Here is a 14,736-nt window from a genome sequence, read left to right on the forward strand (position 1 = left end):
AAGTCGATTGGCGTCCGAATCCGGGTGAACGGGGCCGCCCACCCGCAGCATCCCGCCACCCGCATTCCGCCGCCGCCCGCAATACCGTCGCCGCCCGCAATGCCGCCGCGTGGCACCCCGCGGGCGACGGGACTCCGCGACCGCAACGGCTACGAGCAGGAAGGCCAGGGAATTGGCTCGGGACAAGGCGCCAGACCGCCGACGGGAGTCGATGATCATCATCGGTGGCGGCCTCGGCGGGCTCGCCACCGGTTGCTACGCCCGGATGAACGGCTACCGCACCCGGATCCTCGAGATGCACGAGATCCTCGGCGGCTCCTGCACGGGCTGGGACCGCGGTGACTTCACCTTCGACTGGTGCATCAGTTCGCTGCTCGGCAACGGGCCGGGCAACGAGATGTACCAGATCTGGCTGGAGCTCGGCGCGCTGCAGGGCAAGGAGATGCGGCACTTCGACGTCTTCAACATCGTCCGGGGCCGGGACGGACGGGAGGTCCGCTTCTACTCCGACCCCGACCGGCTGCAGTCCCACCTGCTGGGCATCTCCCCGGTCGACGCCGTCCCGATCGGGGAGTTCTGCGACGGCATCCGGACCTTCCGGAAGGCGCTGGCGGTCTACCCGTTCCTCAGGCCGGTCGGGCTGATGCGCCGGTCCGAGCGCTGGCGGATGCGCGCCTCGTTCCTCCCCTACCTCGGCACCGTTCGCAGGTCGATCCGCGTGCTGATGGCCGACTACGCGCTCCGCTTCCGCGACCCGCTGCTGCGCGAGGCGTTCAACTTCATCCTCTACGAGAAGCACCCGGCCTACCCCGTCCTGCCGTTCTACTTCCAGCTCGCCGCGCACGCCGACCAGGCCGCCGGGGTGCCGGAGGGCGGATCGCCGGCGCTGGCCCGCTCGATCGAGCAGCGCTACCTCGGGCTCGGCGGCGAGGTGACGTACAACGCCAGGGTCGAGGAGATCCTGGTCGAGGACGACCGGGCGGTGGGCGTCCGGCTGAGCGACGGCCGCGAGTTCCGCGCCGACGTCGTGGTCTCCGCCGCCGACGGTCGCACCACGGTGATGAAGCTGCTCAAGGGCCGCTACCTCAACGACACCTACCGGCGGCTCTACACCTCGCTGATCGACGAGCCGGGCCAGGTCTCGCCCGGCTGCGTCGCGCTCTTCCTCGGCCTGCGCCGGCCGTTCCCGCAGGGCGCCCCGAGCACCACCTACCTGCTCTCCGAGCGGGAGACCGCCGACCTGACCGGCATCCGCTGCCCCAGCATGAACGTGCAGTTCCGCACCCGGTACTACCCGGAGCTGGCGCCCCGGGACTCCACCGTGGTACTCGCCACCTACTTCTCGGACATCGCCCCCTGGCGGGCGCTGCACCGGGGCCCGGAGCAGCTCTCGCGGGTGCGGCGCGGTGAGGAACTGCACACCCTGCCGGTCGAGCACGGCCGGGAGTACGCCGAGGCCAAGCGCCGGGTCCGCAACGGGATCGTCGCCTTCCTCGAGGAGCGGTTCCCCGGGGTCGCCGGGGCGGTGGCCGTCGCGGACGTCTCCACCCCGCTCACCCAGGTCCGCTACACCGGCGTCCACGACGGCACCATCCCGGGCTGGAACCCGTTCGTCGAGGGCGCCGAGACGGTGGCGAAGGAGATCAAGCGGAACGGCCCGGTCCTGCCCGGGCTGTCCGACTTCTACCTCTCCGGGGTCTGGGCCACCACCGGAGGCCTGATCCGGGCCGCCGCGGCCGGTCGGCACGTGGTGCAGTTCGTCTGCCGGGACGACGGGCTGGAGTTCACCGCCTCGGTCGACCTCGCCTCGCCGCCGCCGACCCATCGGATCCTCCCGGTCGAACCACCGGCGCCACCGGCCGAGCTCGTCGAGGAGATCTCGCCCGTCACCACCGATTCGACAGGGGCCCTGGCATGAAGACCGACAAATGGGGCGGTCCGGGCGGTCCCGGCGGTCCGAGCCGAGCCGAGCCGGGCCGGGTCCGGCCGGTTCGAGGGCGCCCGGAGCCGCCCTCCCGCCGGCCGGTCACCCGCCGCCGTCAGTCCTCGTCGAAGTCCGTGCCGCCGTCGACGTCGCCGTCCGGGGTGCCGCTGATCGCGTAGCCCTGGCGGCGCGCCTCGTAGCACGCCACCGTCGCGGCGGCCGAGACGTTCAGCGAGCCGACCCGGCCCAGCTGCGGGACGAACACCACCTGGTCGCAGAGGCTCAGCGCCTCGGGCGTGATGCCGCGGTCTTCGTGGCCCAGCACGAAGGCGACCGCCGGGGTCAGCTGGGCGGCGAACATCGGCACCGCCTCGTCCGCCAGCTCCAGGCCGACCACCTTGAAGGCGTCCGCCTTGGCGGCGGCCACCGCCTCGCCGACGGTGGCGAAGTGCTCGACCTTGAGGTACTTGTCGGTGCCCATCGCGGCCTTCTGCGCGCCGGCCGAGCGCACCGACGGGGTGTCGCCGGTGAGGTAGAGCTTCTCGGCGCCCATCGCGGCGGCGGTCCGGACGACCGAGCCGACGTTGAACGGCGACTGCAGGTTCTCCAGGATCAGCGCGAGCCGGAACTCGTTGCTGCGCCGCCACGAGCGGTGCAGCCGCTTCAGTTCGGTCCCGCGGAGCTGCTTCACGTCGTCGTACCTCGTCCACTCTCGGGGCCCTCACCCTCCGGGCTGGGCCGCGCTTCCAGAATCCGGAACCCGTTGACCGACGTGACCCGGGTGGTCGGGTAGCCCTGCTCGTTGAGCCACTTCTGCAACGAGTCCGAGCCCAGGTTCTTCTGCACCACCAGGAACGCCGATCCGTCCGGGGTGAGCCGGCCGAGCCACTGGTGCAGCAGCCGGCGCAGGGCGGCCTTGCCGATCCGGATCGGCGGGTTGGAGTAGATCGCCGCGAACCGCTGGTCCGCCGGGACGTCCTCCGGCAGCGCCGCCTGCACGTTGCCCAGCCCGAGCGCCTCCGCGTTGAGCCGGACCAGTTCCAGCGCGCGGGTGTTGACGTCCACCGCCCAGACCGGCAGCCGCTTGCGGCGGGTCGCCCAGGTCAGCGCGATCGGGCCGTAGCCGCAGCCGACGTCCAGGATCGGGCCGCGGACCCGCGGCGGCGGTGCGTGCTCCAGCAGGATCCGGGTGCCCGGGTCGAGCCGGCTGCGGGAGAACACCCCGCTGTCGGTGGTCAGTTCCAGGGTGAGGTCCGGGAGGGTCACCGTGATCGGGCGGCGGTCGCTCTCGACCTCGGGTGCACCGGTGAAGTAGTGCGAGCCGGACATGATTTCCCCGTCGTTCGTAAGGGCCTCGGGGCCACCGGGTGGGTGTGGGTAAGCCCTGCTGGTACGGCACTGATCGTACCCCCGGGCGGCCCGGACCCCGGATTCCGTCCGGCTGTCCGGAGCCCGTCGTGCGGGCCCGGCAACACGCCGGGCGGCCGTCGGCGCATCGCGCCCGGGCGGCGGTCGGCGGATACTTCCAGTACCCGGGGCGGGCCCGTGGGAGCCTCCGAGCAGCAAGGACGGATGCCATGCCGCAGAATCACGAGGACTACCTGGACGAGGTCCCCGAGGTGGTGGAGCCGGACGAGGAGCCCGAGGAGGACGAGGAGTACGACGAGTACGACGAGCTCGCCGAGCGTCGCGCGCTCGGGGCGGACCCGGCCACCGAGGTCGCCGACGTCGCCGAGCAGAGCCGGATCGTCGAGCTCGACGAGGACGAGTACCGCGAGTAGTCGCGGCAGGGTCCGAGACTGCCGCACGCGGACGAGGACGCAACGGCGTGCCGTCCGTGGAGGCCGTCCGCTAGAGCGCGCCGCGCCGTTGCAGCCAGGCGAAGGCGGCCCACCCCGGCAGCACCGGCAGGACCAGGGTCAGCAGGCGGTAGAGCGCCACGGCGGCCAGGGCGCCGCCCTCCTCCATCGACGCGGAGTGCTCCAGCAGCGTCACCAGCGCGCTGTCCACGGCGCCGGCCCCGCCCGGGGTCGGCGCCGCGTTGCCGACCGCGTTGCCGATGAGGAAGACCACCGCGACGGCGGCGAAGGCCGGCTCCCGCCCGACCGCCCGGGCACAGCAGTACAGACAGGCGACCAGGCAGAGCGAGACCAGCAGTTGGCCGGCGACCCCGACCGCCAGCCGCCCCGGACTGCGCAGCAGTTCCACCAGGCGGGGCAGCACCTCGGAGGTCAGCGGCCGCAGCCGGGCGGCCAGCCAGCGGCGGGCCGGCGGCACCGCGGACACCAGGGCCAGCAGTACGCCGGCCCCGACGAGCCCGCCCACCACGGCGGGCAGCGCTTCCAGCTCCGAGCCGCCGGGCTCCATGCCCATCAGGTAGACGAACGCGCCCAGCTGCAGCAGGTGCAGCACCAGCCCGAAGAGCTGGCCGACGCCGACGCTGGACAGCGCCTGGGCGGTCGGGATGCCGGCCCGCTGCAGGAACCGCGTGTTCAGGGCCACCCCGCCGACGCCGCCGGGCGAGACCAGCTTCACGAAGGAGCCGGCGACCTGCGCGTACAGCGCGGGGCGGAAGTCCAGCCGCTCGGGGACGAAGCCGACGAAGCCCATCGCGGACGTGACGTGGCTGGCGGCGGCGGCCAGCAGGGCCAGTACCAGCCAGAGCGGGTCGGCGTCGGCGACGGCGGCGATCGGGTTCTGCTCGGTCGCGAACAGCTGCGGCAGCAGCAGCCAGCCGGCCATCACGCCGCCGCCGACGGCGAGCAGGGTCCGCGGCCGCAGCCGCTCCACCTTGACCGCCCGGACCGGCGCCTGCGGCTGGGTGCGCAGGACCTCGGCGCGGATGGCGTCCAGCAGCTCCGCCGGCGGCGGCGCGGGGGCGGTCGCCGGCTGCGCCCTCTCCGCCGCGGCGGCCCGGGCGGCCGCGGCCGCCCGCCGGAGCTCCCGCCGGGTGCTACCGGCGAGGGCGATCGGCTGGAGCAGCGGAAGGGCGGCGCCGACCGTGTCCGAGCCGAGGACCGCCACGGCCGTGCGCACCGCGCGCTCGGCCCCGGTGCGCAGGGCGAACGTGGCGAGCAGCTGGGCGGTGTCGCAGCGCAGCACCAGGTCGCTCGCGGCGATGTCGCCGTCGGCGAGGTCCACCAGGTGCACCGCGCCGGCGTCGTCCACCAGCAGCGCGGAGGGGACCAGGGCCCGGTGCGAGATCTCCCGCCGGTGCAGCAGCGCGAGCTGGGACCACGCGTCGGTGAGCAGCGCGTCGGTCAGCTCCTCGTCGGCCAGCTGGTCGAGCGTGCGCCCGGGCAGGTACTCGTAGGCGACCAGCGCGGTGTCGCGGCCGAGCTCCGCGGTGGCGGCGATCCGGCGGGTGCGGACGCCGGCCGCGACGGCCGCGTACGAGACCAGTGCCTCGTGCTCCAGCCCGGTGCGCAGCGAACGCAGCGCCCGGGGGTGCGGGGCGGTCCGCAGCCGCATCCGCCGCCAGGCGCGCTGGACCAGGGCGGCGGTGACGGCCTGCCGGTCGAGCAGCTGGACGTCGAGATCGGGGCGGCCGGGCTCCTGGGTGACCAGGTAGCGGTCCGGGCCGGCCGGTCGGGCGGCGACCGGGCGCAGGCCGGCCTCGCGCAGGCTGCGCAGGAGCTGCGCCGGCTTCGGCCGCGGGTCGGGAGTGCCGACGGCGTAGCTGGTGCCGTGGGCGGCGGTCCAGCCGATCAGCAGTCCGAGCAGGAGGGCGGTGGGGGTGGCGTACCCGGCGGCGAGGCCGGCGAGGGCGGAGGCCGCGAGGGTGAGCCGGGGGAGCCGGCGCTCGCGGGCGCCGGAGGCGGTCAGGAAGGCGAGCACCGGGGCGAGGTAGCCGTAGACCGGTTCGGTGTGCGCCAGGCCGCCGCCGGGCAGCCGTTGGGTGAGCGCGGCGACCAGGGTCGGGGACGCCGCCTCGTCGACCCAGAGGTCGAGCGCGAGCGAGACCCCGTAGGCCAGGACGGCGGCCAGCAGCCCGTCGGAGAGGTGTTGGAGGGTGCGCCGACGGTCGGCTGCGGCCGAGGTCAGCCGGCGGGCCGCGGAGTAGGCGGGGACCAGCAGCAGGGCGGCGGTGGTCAGGCCCCCGGCGAGTCCGGCCAGGGTGCGCGGGACCAGTTCGGCGGCCTGGGCGACGTCGCTGGCGATGCCGGAGGTGGTGGCCCGCGCGTAGTCGGCGAGCAGCAGCGTCAGGGTGATCCCGGCGACACCGGCCAGCAGCCGGATCAGCGCCACCGGCTGCCGGACCCGGCCGGTGGCGGCCGGCCCGGGCGGCGCGTCCCCGCCGGGCCCGCTCGGCCCGGGTATGCCGCCGGACCGGGCACCGCCCGTGTCGCTGTCCACTCTCCCCGTCACGATCGCCACGGTTGGCATGCTCCCATGGCCCGGCCCGGGCGCGGCGGAGAACCCTTGGTCCGGGCGGTCGGGCGCGCCCGGGCGCCCGGGCCCACCGGCCCGTGGGGTGGGTCCGGCCTGTGGGGTGGGCCGGTGGGTCAGGCCTGCTCGGCGGGTCAGGCCTGCTCGGCGGGTCAGGCCTGGCGGGTGGGCAGGGCGACCAGGTGGCGGAGGTTGACGTGCCGGGGTCGGGTGACGGTGTAGCCGATCAGGTCCGCGATGTCGTCGGCGGTCAGGGCCGGGATCACGGCGAACATCCCGCCGAGCTGCTCGCGCAGCACCGGGTTGTCGATGTGCCCGCCGAGCTCGGTGTCGGTCAGTCCGGGCTCGATCGCGCTGACCCGGACGTCGCGCGGCCCGAACTCGGTGCGGAGCGCGGTGGAGAGCTGGGTCAGCGCGGCCTTGGTCGCGCCGTAGACGGCGTAGTCGGGGAAGGTGACGTGCGAGGCAATCGAGGAGACGTTGACCAGGTCGGCCGGCCGGCCCTCGGCGGCGGCGTCGGTGAGGTCGTCGGCGAAGGCACGGACGATCCGCAGCGCACCGGTGAGGTTGGTGTCGATCATGCGCGTCCACTCGTCGATCCGGCCGTCGGTGACGGGGTTGGGCAGCATCACCCCCGCGTTGTTGACCACCAGGTCGACCGGGCCGAACGCGTCGTGGACGGCCTTGACGGCGGCGTCCACGGAGGCCTGGTCGGTGACGTCGGTGGTGACGGCGAGCGCCCGGCCGCCGGCGGCGCCGATCCCGGCGGCCAGCGCGTCCAGGCGCTCGGTCCGGCGGGCGAGCAGCGCGACCCGGGCCCCGGCCGCGCCGAGCAGGCGGGCGGTTGCCTCGCCCATGCCGCTGGCGGCTCCGGTGACGACGGCGGTGCGGGTGGCGAGGGCGGGGTAGCTCATCGGGTGCTCCTGTTCGGGTGCTGCCGGCGCTCGGGACGCCGGGCGGGATCGGCCGGTGCGGGCCGCCGCGGGGCGGTCCCGCCGGGCCGCGGCGGCCCGGCGGGATCCACTCTGCTCGGGCCGCGACCGGCCACCCAGGGCTGCGTCCGACCCGGGACGGCGCAACCCGGGACGGCGCAACCCGGGAAAGGCCATCCTGGGAAAGCCGTTACCACCCTCGGTCGGGTCGTCCCGGTCTACGCTGCCGGGCATGGAGAACACCGTGGGGGACTTCCTCCGTTCGCGCCGCTCCCGGATCCGGCCCGAGGAGGTCGGCCTGCCCGCGCACGGCCGCCGCCGGGTGCAGGGGCTGCGCCGCGAGGAGGTCGCCCAGCTCGCCGGGGTCAGCGTCGACTACTACGTCCGGCTGGAGCAGGGCCGCGGCGGCAGCGCCTCCGACGCGGTGCTGGACGCGGTGGCCCGGGTGCTGCGGCTGGACGAGGTGGAGGCCGCGCACCTGCGCGCGCTGGCCCGCCCCCCGCGCCGGGCCGACGGCGGACCCGGCCGCCGCCAGGTGCGGGACGGCACCCGCCTGCTGCTGGACCTGATGCCCGGCGTGCCGGCCTTCGTCCTCGGCCGGCGGATGGACGTGCTCGCCTGGAACGCCCTCGGCGACGCCGTGAACGGCTTCTCCGCGCGCCCGGGCGGCGAGGTCAACGCCGCCCGCCACGCCTTCCTCGACCCGGCCGCCCGGGAGTTCTACCGGCAGTGGGAGGCGGTGGCGGCCGAGACCGTGTCCTATCTGCGGCTGGACGCCGGACGGTACCCGGAGGACCCGAAGCTGGCCGCGCTGGTGGGCGAACTCTCCGTGCGCAGCGAGGAGTTCCGTCGGCTCTGGGCGGACCACCAGGTGCGGGAGAAGACCCACGGGACCAAGCTGATCCACCATCCGGTGGTGGGCGGGCTCGACCTCGGCTACGAGACGCTGGCCGTCAACGGGGCGGCCGACCAGCTGCTGGTCGCGTACACCGCACCGGTGGGGTCGCCCACGGCGGAGAAGCTCGCCCTGCTGGCGAGCTGGCACGCCGACGGCGGCCGGGTCGGCGACACGCGTACCGAAAGCGGGCGGGCCGACGACACGCGGGCCGACGACACGCGGGCCGACGACACGCGGGCCGGAGCGGCGCGGACCGAGGGGACAGGGGCCCCGGGCGGGCCCGCGGTGGACTGACCTGCGGGGCGTGTCTTGGGCCCGCGGGCCGGGGCGCCGTCACTACCCTGCGTCCATGAGCGCCTGCGAAGACCTAGCCGCGGCACCCCTGGACATCGACCCCCTCCCGCCGGCCGACGGCTGCGCCGACTGCCTGGCCCAGGGGCGCCGGGACTGGGTGCACCTGCGCATCTGCCTGGACTGCGGCCACATCGGCTGCTGCGACTTCTCGCCGCAGCGGCACGCCGCGGCGCACTTCCACAACACCTCCCACCCGGTGGTGCGCTCCTACGAGCCGGGGGAGGACTGGCGCTGGTGCTACGTGCACGAGGTCATCGGCTGAGCCCCGACCGGGTGGGCGGACCCAGGTGTAACCCGGCTGAAATCCGGACATAACGCCGGTGCGGCCCTCCCGGCCGGCGTGTGTCCGGCCGGCGACCGCCGAAGGGAGGCCGATGATGGCCAAGTCGATGCCGAGCACCAAGCTCCGCCGGGGCACCCAGGACCTGCTGGAGCGGCGGGGCATGGCGACGAGCCCGAGACCGCTCCCCCCGCGGCTGCGGACCGGCGCCCCGTCCTCCACCGGCGCGTCCTCGGGCGGAGCCGCCTTCCGCCACGGCGGGCGCGACGTCGAGGTGGCGTCCCTGCACTCAGCCCCGGCGATGCACGCCGAGCTCAAGGGCCACCGCCACCGCGGTGCGGAGAAGCACTCCGCGCACTAGCGGGAGAAGCGCTCCGCGCATTGGCGAGCGGCCTGTCCGCGCCGGCCCGCCCGGCAGGACCGGACCGGTCCGGGCGGCGGACCAACACGACCCACACCCTCGCGGGGGCGGGAGTCGGGTACCGGCTCCCGCCCCTGACGCGTGCTCGGCGACCGCCCTCGGGCCGCCTCGGGGTCGGCTCGGGGACGCGTGGGGGGTCGTCCCGGATGGCCGGTGCGCCCGGCTCCCACAGACTCGTTCCCGGAAGCGATCACCGCCCGCCGGACGAGCCCGAGTTGGAGCCCAGACGATGAACACCCCGCAGCGTGACGGCCGTTGGACCACTCTTGCGATCTCCGGAGCGCTCGTCGCCGCCGTCGCGGCCGGTGCCGCGACCCCCGCCCTGGCGGCCGACCGGCCCGCTGACACGGCGGCCGTCGCCGCCGCCCGCCCCGCCGCGCCGGTGGACCGGGCGGCCCTGTCGCGGGCCCTCGCCGACCTGCCGGCCGGCATCACCGGCGCGCTGGTCCGGGTCGACGGTCCCGGCAGCCGGTGGTCCGGCGCGGCGGGCGGTGTCCCGGTGGACGCGCGGTTCCGGATCGGCAGCATCTCCAAGGTGTTCACCGCCACCGTGGTGCTCCAGCTCGCCGCCGAGCGCCGGCTCGATCTGGACGGCACCGTCCAGCAGTACCTGCCCGGTCTGCTCCCGGCGGCGTACCCGCCGGTCACCGTCGGCCAGTTGCTCGACCACACCAGCGGCCTGCCCGGTGGCGGCGGGCTGACCTCCGGGGACGGCGGCGAGCGGTGGTTCGCCGAGCACAGGGCCGACTCCTGGACCCCGGAACAGGTGGTGGCGGACGCCGTCCGGCAGCCGATGGGCTTCGCGCCGGGCAGCGCGCAGCAGTACAACGGCATCAACACCCTCGTCGCCGGGATGCTGGTCGAGAAGGCGACCGGCCGCTCCTTCGCGCAGGAGGTCCGGACCAGGATCGCCCGCCCGCTCGGCCTGCGGGACACCTTCGTGCCCGCGCGCGACGACCTCGCCGTCCCCGGCCCGCACGCCACCGCCGTCCTCGACGTGCCCGGCCCGGACGGCGGCCGGGTGGACGTCACCGAGCAGAGCCCCTGGCCCTGGGCGGAGGGCGGCATGATCTCCTCCACCGCCGACCTGGACCGGTTCATGACCGCGTTGCTGCGCGGCCGGCTGCTGCCGCCGGCCCAGCAGGCGGAGCTCTTCCGCGTCCCGGACGTGCCCAACAACCGGAACAAGAACTGCGAGATCGGCCCGACGGCCGGCCACGCCTGCTTCAGCAGGGGCCTGATGAGCGCCACCCTGCCCAACGGCACCGTGGTCTGGGGCAAGACCGGCTCCCGCCCCGGCTACTACAGCGGCGTCTTCGCCACCAAGGACCTCAGTCGCAAGGTGGTCCTGACGCTCAACCCGACCGGCCTGAACGGTGCCGAGTTCCCGAAGGTCTGGGAGATCGTGACCGCCTCCTTCGGCTCCGGCCGGGTGTACGGGGCGGACGGGTCCTGACTCCGCTCCGGCGGCGGACCGGCCGTCGGTCCCCTGCGGTACGGTCGGTCCGATCGTTGGTGGTGGGCGGACACGGGGGCGTGCGATGGCCGATGTGATGACCGGGACGGAGGAGCCCCTGGAGCTCCGGCTGGAGCGGTACCGGACGGAACTGACCGGCTACTGCTACCGGATGCTCGGATCGGTCTTCGAGGCGGAGGACGCCGTCCAGGAGACGATGGTCCGCGCGTGGCGCGGCCACCAGGGCTTCGAGGGGCGGGCCGCGCTGCGCTCCTGGCTCTACCGGATCGCGACCAACGTCTGCCTGGACGCGTTGAACGGCCGCAACAACCGGGCCCGTCCGATGGACCTGGCCGGCCCGTCCACCGTGGCCACCGCGAGCGAGGCCCAGCGCTCCGAGGTGTTCTGGATCGGACCCGCGCCGGACGGCCGGGTCCTGCCCGAGACGGGGGACCCGGCCGAGGTGGCCGCCCAGCGGGAGTCGGTGCGGTTGGCCTTCGTCTCCGTGCTGCAACGGCTGGCACCCAGGCAGCGGGCGGTGTTGATCCTGCGCGAGGTGCTCGGCTGGAAGGCCGCCGAGGTCGCCGAGCTGCTGGGCACCACGGTGGCCTCGGTCAACAGTGCGCTGCAGCGCGCCCGCGCGGTGCTCGCCGCGGACACCGCGGCCTCCCGCCCCGCGCCCGCCCTGGACGACGACCACCGGGCACTGCTGGCCCGCTACGTCACCGCCTTCGAGGCGTACGACATGGACGGTCTCGCGGCCCTGCTGCACGAGGACGTCACGCTCAACATGCCGCCGTACGAGATGTGGCTGCAGGGGCGGGGCGAGATCCGCGAGTGGATGCTCGGTCCCGGCTGCGGCTGCCGGGGTTCGCGGCTGGTGCCGGTGGAGGCCAACGGCAGCCCGGCCTTCGGGCAGTACCGCCCGAGCCCGGACGGCGGCCACGAGCCGTGGGCGCTCATCGTGCTGGAGGTGTCAGCGGGCCGGATCACCGGGCTCACCAACTTCCTCGACACCGACACGGTCTTCCCGCTCTTCGGGCTCCCTCCCCGGCTGGACGCCGAGTAGGGCGGGATCGGCGCCGAGCGGGTCACGCAGGGGTGGGGCGTTCGTCGGGCCGGCCGGATCGTCGTCCGGTTCCACCGGCAGCACTCCGGCGAGGCCGGCGAACGCGAGCAGTTCCCGCAGCGGGCCGCTCGCGCCCCTCAGGACCACCCGGACGCCGTGCCGGGCGGCGGCGAGCCGGAGCCGGGCGAGCGCGTCGACGACGGCCAGGTCGGCGGCGCCCGGGCCGGCGGTGGGCAGGGCGCCGAGGTCGCAGGCCAGGCGCGGTTCACGGGTCGGGCGCGGTTGACGACACGGGTGCGGTCCGCAGGTCGGGTGCGGTTCGCGGCTCGGTTGCGGGGCGCGGGGTGGCTCCGGGGCGGGCGTCGGCGGTGTCCGGGCGGGTGTCGGCTCCGGGGCGGGGGGTGTCTCTCGGTAGGTGTCCACGGAGGTCAGACCGGCGCGGTGGGCGCGGCTCATCGGCCCGCCGGGAGATCCGCTGAAGAATTCGCCCGGGGAGCGATGAGTTCCGGCCGCGCCCCCGGTCCAACCCTGTGAGAGCGACACACCGAACCGCGAGCACGAGGAACACCCATGACCGAGAACCTTGGCGAGCTGACCATCACCCGCGAGCTGCCCGGCAGCGCGGCCGCCGCCTTCCGGGCCTACCTCGACCCGGAGCAGTTCGTCCGCTTCTGGGGCCCGGCCGGCGTCCACGTCCCGCTGGAGACCGTGACGATCGAGCCGCGGGTCGGCGGGCGCTACGACAGCACGATGGTCGTCGACGCCACCGGCGAGCGGTACCCGATGAAGGCCGAGATCGTCGAGCTCCGCGAGGGCGAGCTGCTGGCGGTCGTCGAGGCGAGCGCCGGGATGCGCTCCACACTGACCTTCCGGGACCTCGACGACGACCGCACCGAGGTGGTCCTGCACCAGACCGACGTGCCGGACCGGTACAACGGCCCGGACGCCGTGGCCGGCCTCAACTCCAGCTTCGACCGCCTGGTCGAGCACCTGGCCGGCCGGGGCTGATCCGCGGCGTTCGGGGTGCGCTCCGGCCGGTCCGGGCCGGGCGCACCCGCCGGGGCCGCGGAGGAGCGGAGGAGCGGCGCGGAGGCGGCGAAAGTCCGCCCGGGAAATAGTAGCCATGGCAACAATGTCCATGTACTGTATCTGCCATGAGCGAGAACGCGATCCCGCAGAACGGCCCGACGCCGGGCTTCCTGGTCTGGCGGCTGTCGACGCGGTGGCGCACCGCCGTGGACCGGGCACTGGCCCCGCTGGGGCTGACCCACGCGCAGTACACGCTGCTCGGATCCCTGCACGGGATGCACCGGTCCGGGCAGCGGCCGAGCCAGCGCCAACTGGCCGACCACACCGGTCTGGAAGCGCTCTACGTCTCCAAGATCGCCCGGTCGCTGGAGGCTTCCGGTCTGATCGAGCGGACGCCGGACCCGGCCGACACCCGGGCGGTGCGGCTCTCGCTCACCGTCGAAGGGGAGCAGGCCGCCCGCCGCGCGGTCGCCACCGTCAAGCTGCTGCTCGACCGGCTGCTCGCGCCGCTCGGCGGTCTGGACGGGGAGCGGACCGCGGCGTTCACGGCCGAGCTGACCGCACTGCTCGACGTCCCGCTGGACGTCGCGCTCGACGTCCCGCTCGACGTCCCGCTCGACGTCCGGCTCGGCTGACCCGGCTCGCGGGCCGTCGCGCCACCCGAACCGCCCTGCACGCCTGCTCGATGACCTGCTGGATCTGATCTGCTGAAGGAGCGACCTCGTGTCCACCTCTGTCACCGTCCTCAACGGCCGGACCATCGGACTCGCCCACTACGCCACCCGCGCCGTGGCGGAGACCGTGTTCGAAAGCCTCGGTCTGACCTTCCACCAGGAGGTCGCGATCAACGGCCTCGGTGACCGGCCGGGGGGCGGCGCCACCCGCGACGACCTGATCACCCGGCTCACCACCGGGCTGAAGATCGACGACGCGGCCGCCGCCGCGGTGATCGAGCAGCTGCTCGACGCCGGCCTGGCGACCGCCTCGGGCGGCGACGGCGGCGACCCGGCCGTCCTCGCCCTCACCGACACCGGGCGCGAGCTGCACGGCCGGATCCAGGACGGGGTGAAGCGGATCGTGGCCCGGATCTACGGGGACCTTCCGGCCGAGGACCTGGCCGTCGCCGCCCGCGTCCTGACCGTCGTCACCGAGCGCGCCAACGCCATCCTGGCCGAGGCCTGACGCCCGAGGCGGGCGCCCGCCCCGGGCCCGGGGTCCTGCCCCGCGTGGGTCCTGCCCCGCGTGGGTCCGGCCCCTGCGCCTGTCCCCCTGCCCCCGTACGCGAGCCGGCCGAGCTGCGCCGGGCCCCTGCGCGGGGTGCGCGCGTGCTGCCGTCCGGCCGACGGGCGGCGGGGGCCGGATGGCAGAGTGGGCGCGGAGACCCCGTTCTGCGTCGGAGGAGGACCACCGTGTCGGCTGAGCCGTTGAAGTCCCGGGAGGAGTGGCTGGCGTCCCTGCCGCGGATCTACGCGGCGGCCGGCTGCGTGCTGCGCGACGAGTCGGGGCGGATCCTGATCGTGAAGGCCGGCTACCGCGAGCACTGGCAGTTCCCCGGCGGGACGATCGACCTCGGCGAGGGGCCTGCCGAGTGCGCGGCGCGCGAGCTGGAGGAGGAGACTGGCATCGTCCGGGCGGCCGGCGACCTGCTCGCCATCTCGTGGACCCATGCGTCCGGTGAACTCGACCACCCCGCCGAGCACTTCCTCTTCGACTTCGGCACCGTCCCGGACGGCACCCCCGTGACCGTCCCGGCCGGCGAACTCGACGACCACCGCTGGGCCACCGATCAGGAGGCGCTCGAACTCCTCGGCCCGGCCCGGTCGTTGCGGCTTCGGGCGGCGATGGAGGCCGCCGCCGACGGGCGGGTGCGGATCGTCACCACCCACGTGTCCGGCTTCTGAGCGCCGGTGCGGGTCCCGGCTCCGGGGCCCGCGCCCGGATCCGGCCCAGGCCGGATCCGGGCTGCGCCCGGGTGCGGCCCGGG

Annotated in this window: 15 protein-coding genes; 11 read left to right on the forward strand and 4 right to left on the reverse strand. The window is 75.0% G+C overall.

The window, feature by feature from the left end; all coding sequences use genetic code 11:
* Positions 1-211: 211 nt before the first annotated feature.
* Positions 212-1,918: an NAD(P)/FAD-dependent oxidoreductase gene (locus MCM47_RS22875; protein WP_238863555.1), complete on the forward strand. Its 1,707-nt coding sequence runs from the start codon at positions 212-214 to the stop codon at positions 1,916-1,918.
* A 121-nt stretch (positions 1,919-2,039) separates the two neighbouring features.
* Here the strand turns inward: MCM47_RS22875 and MCM47_RS22880 are convergent, their stop codons facing one another.
* Together MCM47_RS22880 and MCM47_RS22885 are read right to left on the reverse strand one after the other, a co-directional pair.
* The gene (locus tag MCM47_RS22880; RefSeq protein WP_238863556.1) at positions 2,040-2,615 is read right to left on the reverse strand and encodes a TrmH family RNA methyltransferase; all 576 of its coding nucleotides are present in this window, start codon (positions 2,613-2,615) and stop codon (positions 2,040-2,042) included.
* Complete coding sequence (locus MCM47_RS22885; RefSeq protein ID WP_238863557.1) at positions 2,612-3,253, reverse strand: class I SAM-dependent methyltransferase; 642 nt, start codon at positions 3,251-3,253, stop codon at positions 2,612-2,614. Before MCM47_RS22885 ends, MCM47_RS22880 begins: the two co-directional genes overlap by 4 nt.
* Before the next feature lie 248 nt (positions 3,254-3,501).
* Between MCM47_RS22885 and MCM47_RS22890 the strand changes: the two genes are divergently transcribed.
* Positions 3,502-3,705 (forward strand): hypothetical protein, encoded by a 204-nt coding sequence (locus MCM47_RS22890; protein ID WP_238863558.1) that lies wholly within the window; start codon positions 3,502-3,504, stop codon positions 3,703-3,705.
* A gap of 70 nt (positions 3,706-3,775) precedes the next feature.
* Here MCM47_RS22890 and MCM47_RS43370 read toward each other — a convergent pair whose 3' ends face one another.
* Together MCM47_RS43370 and MCM47_RS22900 are read right to left on the reverse strand one after the other, a co-directional pair.
* Positions 3,776-6,301 carry a lysylphosphatidylglycerol synthase domain-containing protein gene (locus MCM47_RS43370; protein WP_238863559.1) on the reverse strand — a complete coding sequence of 842 codons (2,526 nt, stop codon included), beginning with the start codon at positions 6,299-6,301 and terminating at the stop codon, positions 3,776-3,778.
* A 164-nt stretch (positions 6,302-6,465) separates the two neighbouring features.
* Positions 6,466-7,227, reverse strand: coding sequence for an SDR family oxidoreductase (locus MCM47_RS22900; protein ID WP_238863560.1), 762 nt, complete (start codon positions 7,225-7,227; stop codon positions 6,466-6,468).
* A gap of 250 nt (positions 7,228-7,477) precedes the next feature.
* Between MCM47_RS22900 and MCM47_RS22905 the strand changes: the two genes are divergently transcribed.
* The 9 genes from MCM47_RS22905 to MCM47_RS22945 all read left to right on the forward strand — a co-directional run bounded on the left by MCM47_RS22905 (position 7,478) and on the right by MCM47_RS22945 (position 14,653).
* Positions 7,478-8,437, forward strand: coding sequence for a helix-turn-helix transcriptional regulator (locus MCM47_RS22905; protein WP_308222411.1), 960 nt, complete (start codon positions 7,478-7,480; stop codon positions 8,435-8,437).
* A 55-nt stretch (positions 8,438-8,492) separates the two neighbouring features.
* Positions 8,493-8,759, forward strand: coding sequence for a UBP-type zinc finger domain-containing protein (locus tag MCM47_RS22910; RefSeq protein ID WP_238863561.1), 267 nt, complete (start codon positions 8,493-8,495; stop codon positions 8,757-8,759).
* Positions 8,760-8,871: 112 nt separating this feature from the next.
* The gene (locus MCM47_RS22915; protein ID WP_238863562.1) at positions 8,872-9,138 is read left to right on the forward strand and encodes a hypothetical protein; all 267 of its coding nucleotides are present in this window, start codon (positions 8,872-8,874) and stop codon (positions 9,136-9,138) included.
* Positions 9,139-9,427: 289 nt separating this feature from the next.
* Entirely contained in the window at positions 9,428-10,654 is a 1,227-nt protein-coding gene (locus tag MCM47_RS22920; RefSeq protein ID WP_238863563.1) for a serine hydrolase, read from the forward strand.
* Between the two features lie 85 nt (positions 10,655-10,739).
* Complete coding sequence (locus tag MCM47_RS22925; RefSeq protein ID WP_238863564.1) at positions 10,740-11,723, forward strand: sigma-70 family RNA polymerase sigma factor; 984 nt, start codon at positions 10,740-10,742, stop codon at positions 11,721-11,723.
* 570 nt (positions 11,724-12,293) lie between these two features.
* Positions 12,294-12,731 carry an SRPBCC domain-containing protein gene (locus MCM47_RS22930; RefSeq protein WP_238863565.1) on the forward strand — a complete coding sequence of 146 codons (438 nt, stop codon included), beginning with the start codon at positions 12,294-12,296 and terminating at the stop codon, positions 12,729-12,731.
* Positions 12,732-12,877: 146 nt separating this feature from the next.
* Entirely contained in the window at positions 12,878-13,387 is a 510-nt protein-coding gene (locus MCM47_RS22935; protein ID WP_238863566.1) for a MarR family winged helix-turn-helix transcriptional regulator, read from the forward strand.
* Positions 13,388-13,475: 88 nt separating this feature from the next.
* The gene (locus tag MCM47_RS22940; protein WP_238863567.1) at positions 13,476-13,934 is read left to right on the forward strand and encodes a hypothetical protein; all 459 of its coding nucleotides are present in this window, start codon (positions 13,476-13,478) and stop codon (positions 13,932-13,934) included.
* A 227-nt stretch (positions 13,935-14,161) separates the two neighbouring features.
* On the forward strand, positions 14,162-14,653 hold the full coding sequence (locus tag MCM47_RS22945) for an NUDIX hydrolase (protein WP_238863568.1): 492 nt from the start codon (positions 14,162-14,164) through the stop codon (positions 14,651-14,653).
* The last annotated feature ends 83 nt before the right edge of the window (positions 14,654-14,736 follow it).

Source organism: Kitasatospora sp. A2-31 (assembly GCF_022288725.1).
Classification (GTDB): domain Bacteria; phylum Actinomycetota; class Actinomycetes; order Streptomycetales; family Streptomycetaceae; genus Kitasatospora.

Coding starts and splice junctions, on each gene's coding strand:
- MCM47_RS22920 (WP_238863563.1), top strand. CDS start 9,428: ATGAACACCCCGCAGCGTGACGGCCGTTGGACCACTCTTGCGATCTCC.
- MCM47_RS22875 (WP_238863555.1), top strand. CDS start 212: ATGATCATCATCGGTGGCGGCCTCGGCGGGCTCGCCACCGGTTGCTAC.
- MCM47_RS22925 (WP_238863564.1), top strand. CDS start 10,740: ATGGCCGATGTGATGACCGGGACGGAGGAGCCCCTGGAGCTCCGGCTG.
- MCM47_RS22915 (WP_238863562.1), top strand. CDS start 8,872: ATGATGGCCAAGTCGATGCCGAGCACCAAGCTCCGCCGGGGCACCCAG.
- MCM47_RS22905 (WP_308222411.1), top strand. CDS start 7,478: ATGGAGAACACCGTGGGGGACTTCCTCCGTTCGCGCCGCTCCCGGATC.
- MCM47_RS22900 (WP_238863560.1), bottom strand. CDS start 7,227: ATGAGCTACCCCGCCCTCGCCACCCGCACCGCCGTCGTCACCGGAGCC.
- MCM47_RS22930 (WP_238863565.1), top strand. CDS start 12,294: ATGACCGAGAACCTTGGCGAGCTGACCATCACCCGCGAGCTGCCCGGC.
- MCM47_RS22885 (WP_238863557.1), bottom strand. CDS start 3,253: ATGTCCGGCTCGCACTACTTCACCGGTGCACCCGAGGTCGAGAGCGAC.
- MCM47_RS22935 (WP_238863566.1), top strand. CDS start 12,878: ATGAGCGAGAACGCGATCCCGCAGAACGGCCCGACGCCGGGCTTCCTG.
- MCM47_RS22890 (WP_238863558.1), top strand. CDS start 3,502: ATGCCGCAGAATCACGAGGACTACCTGGACGAGGTCCCCGAGGTGGTG.
- MCM47_RS22910 (WP_238863561.1), top strand. CDS start 8,493: ATGAGCGCCTGCGAAGACCTAGCCGCGGCACCCCTGGACATCGACCCC.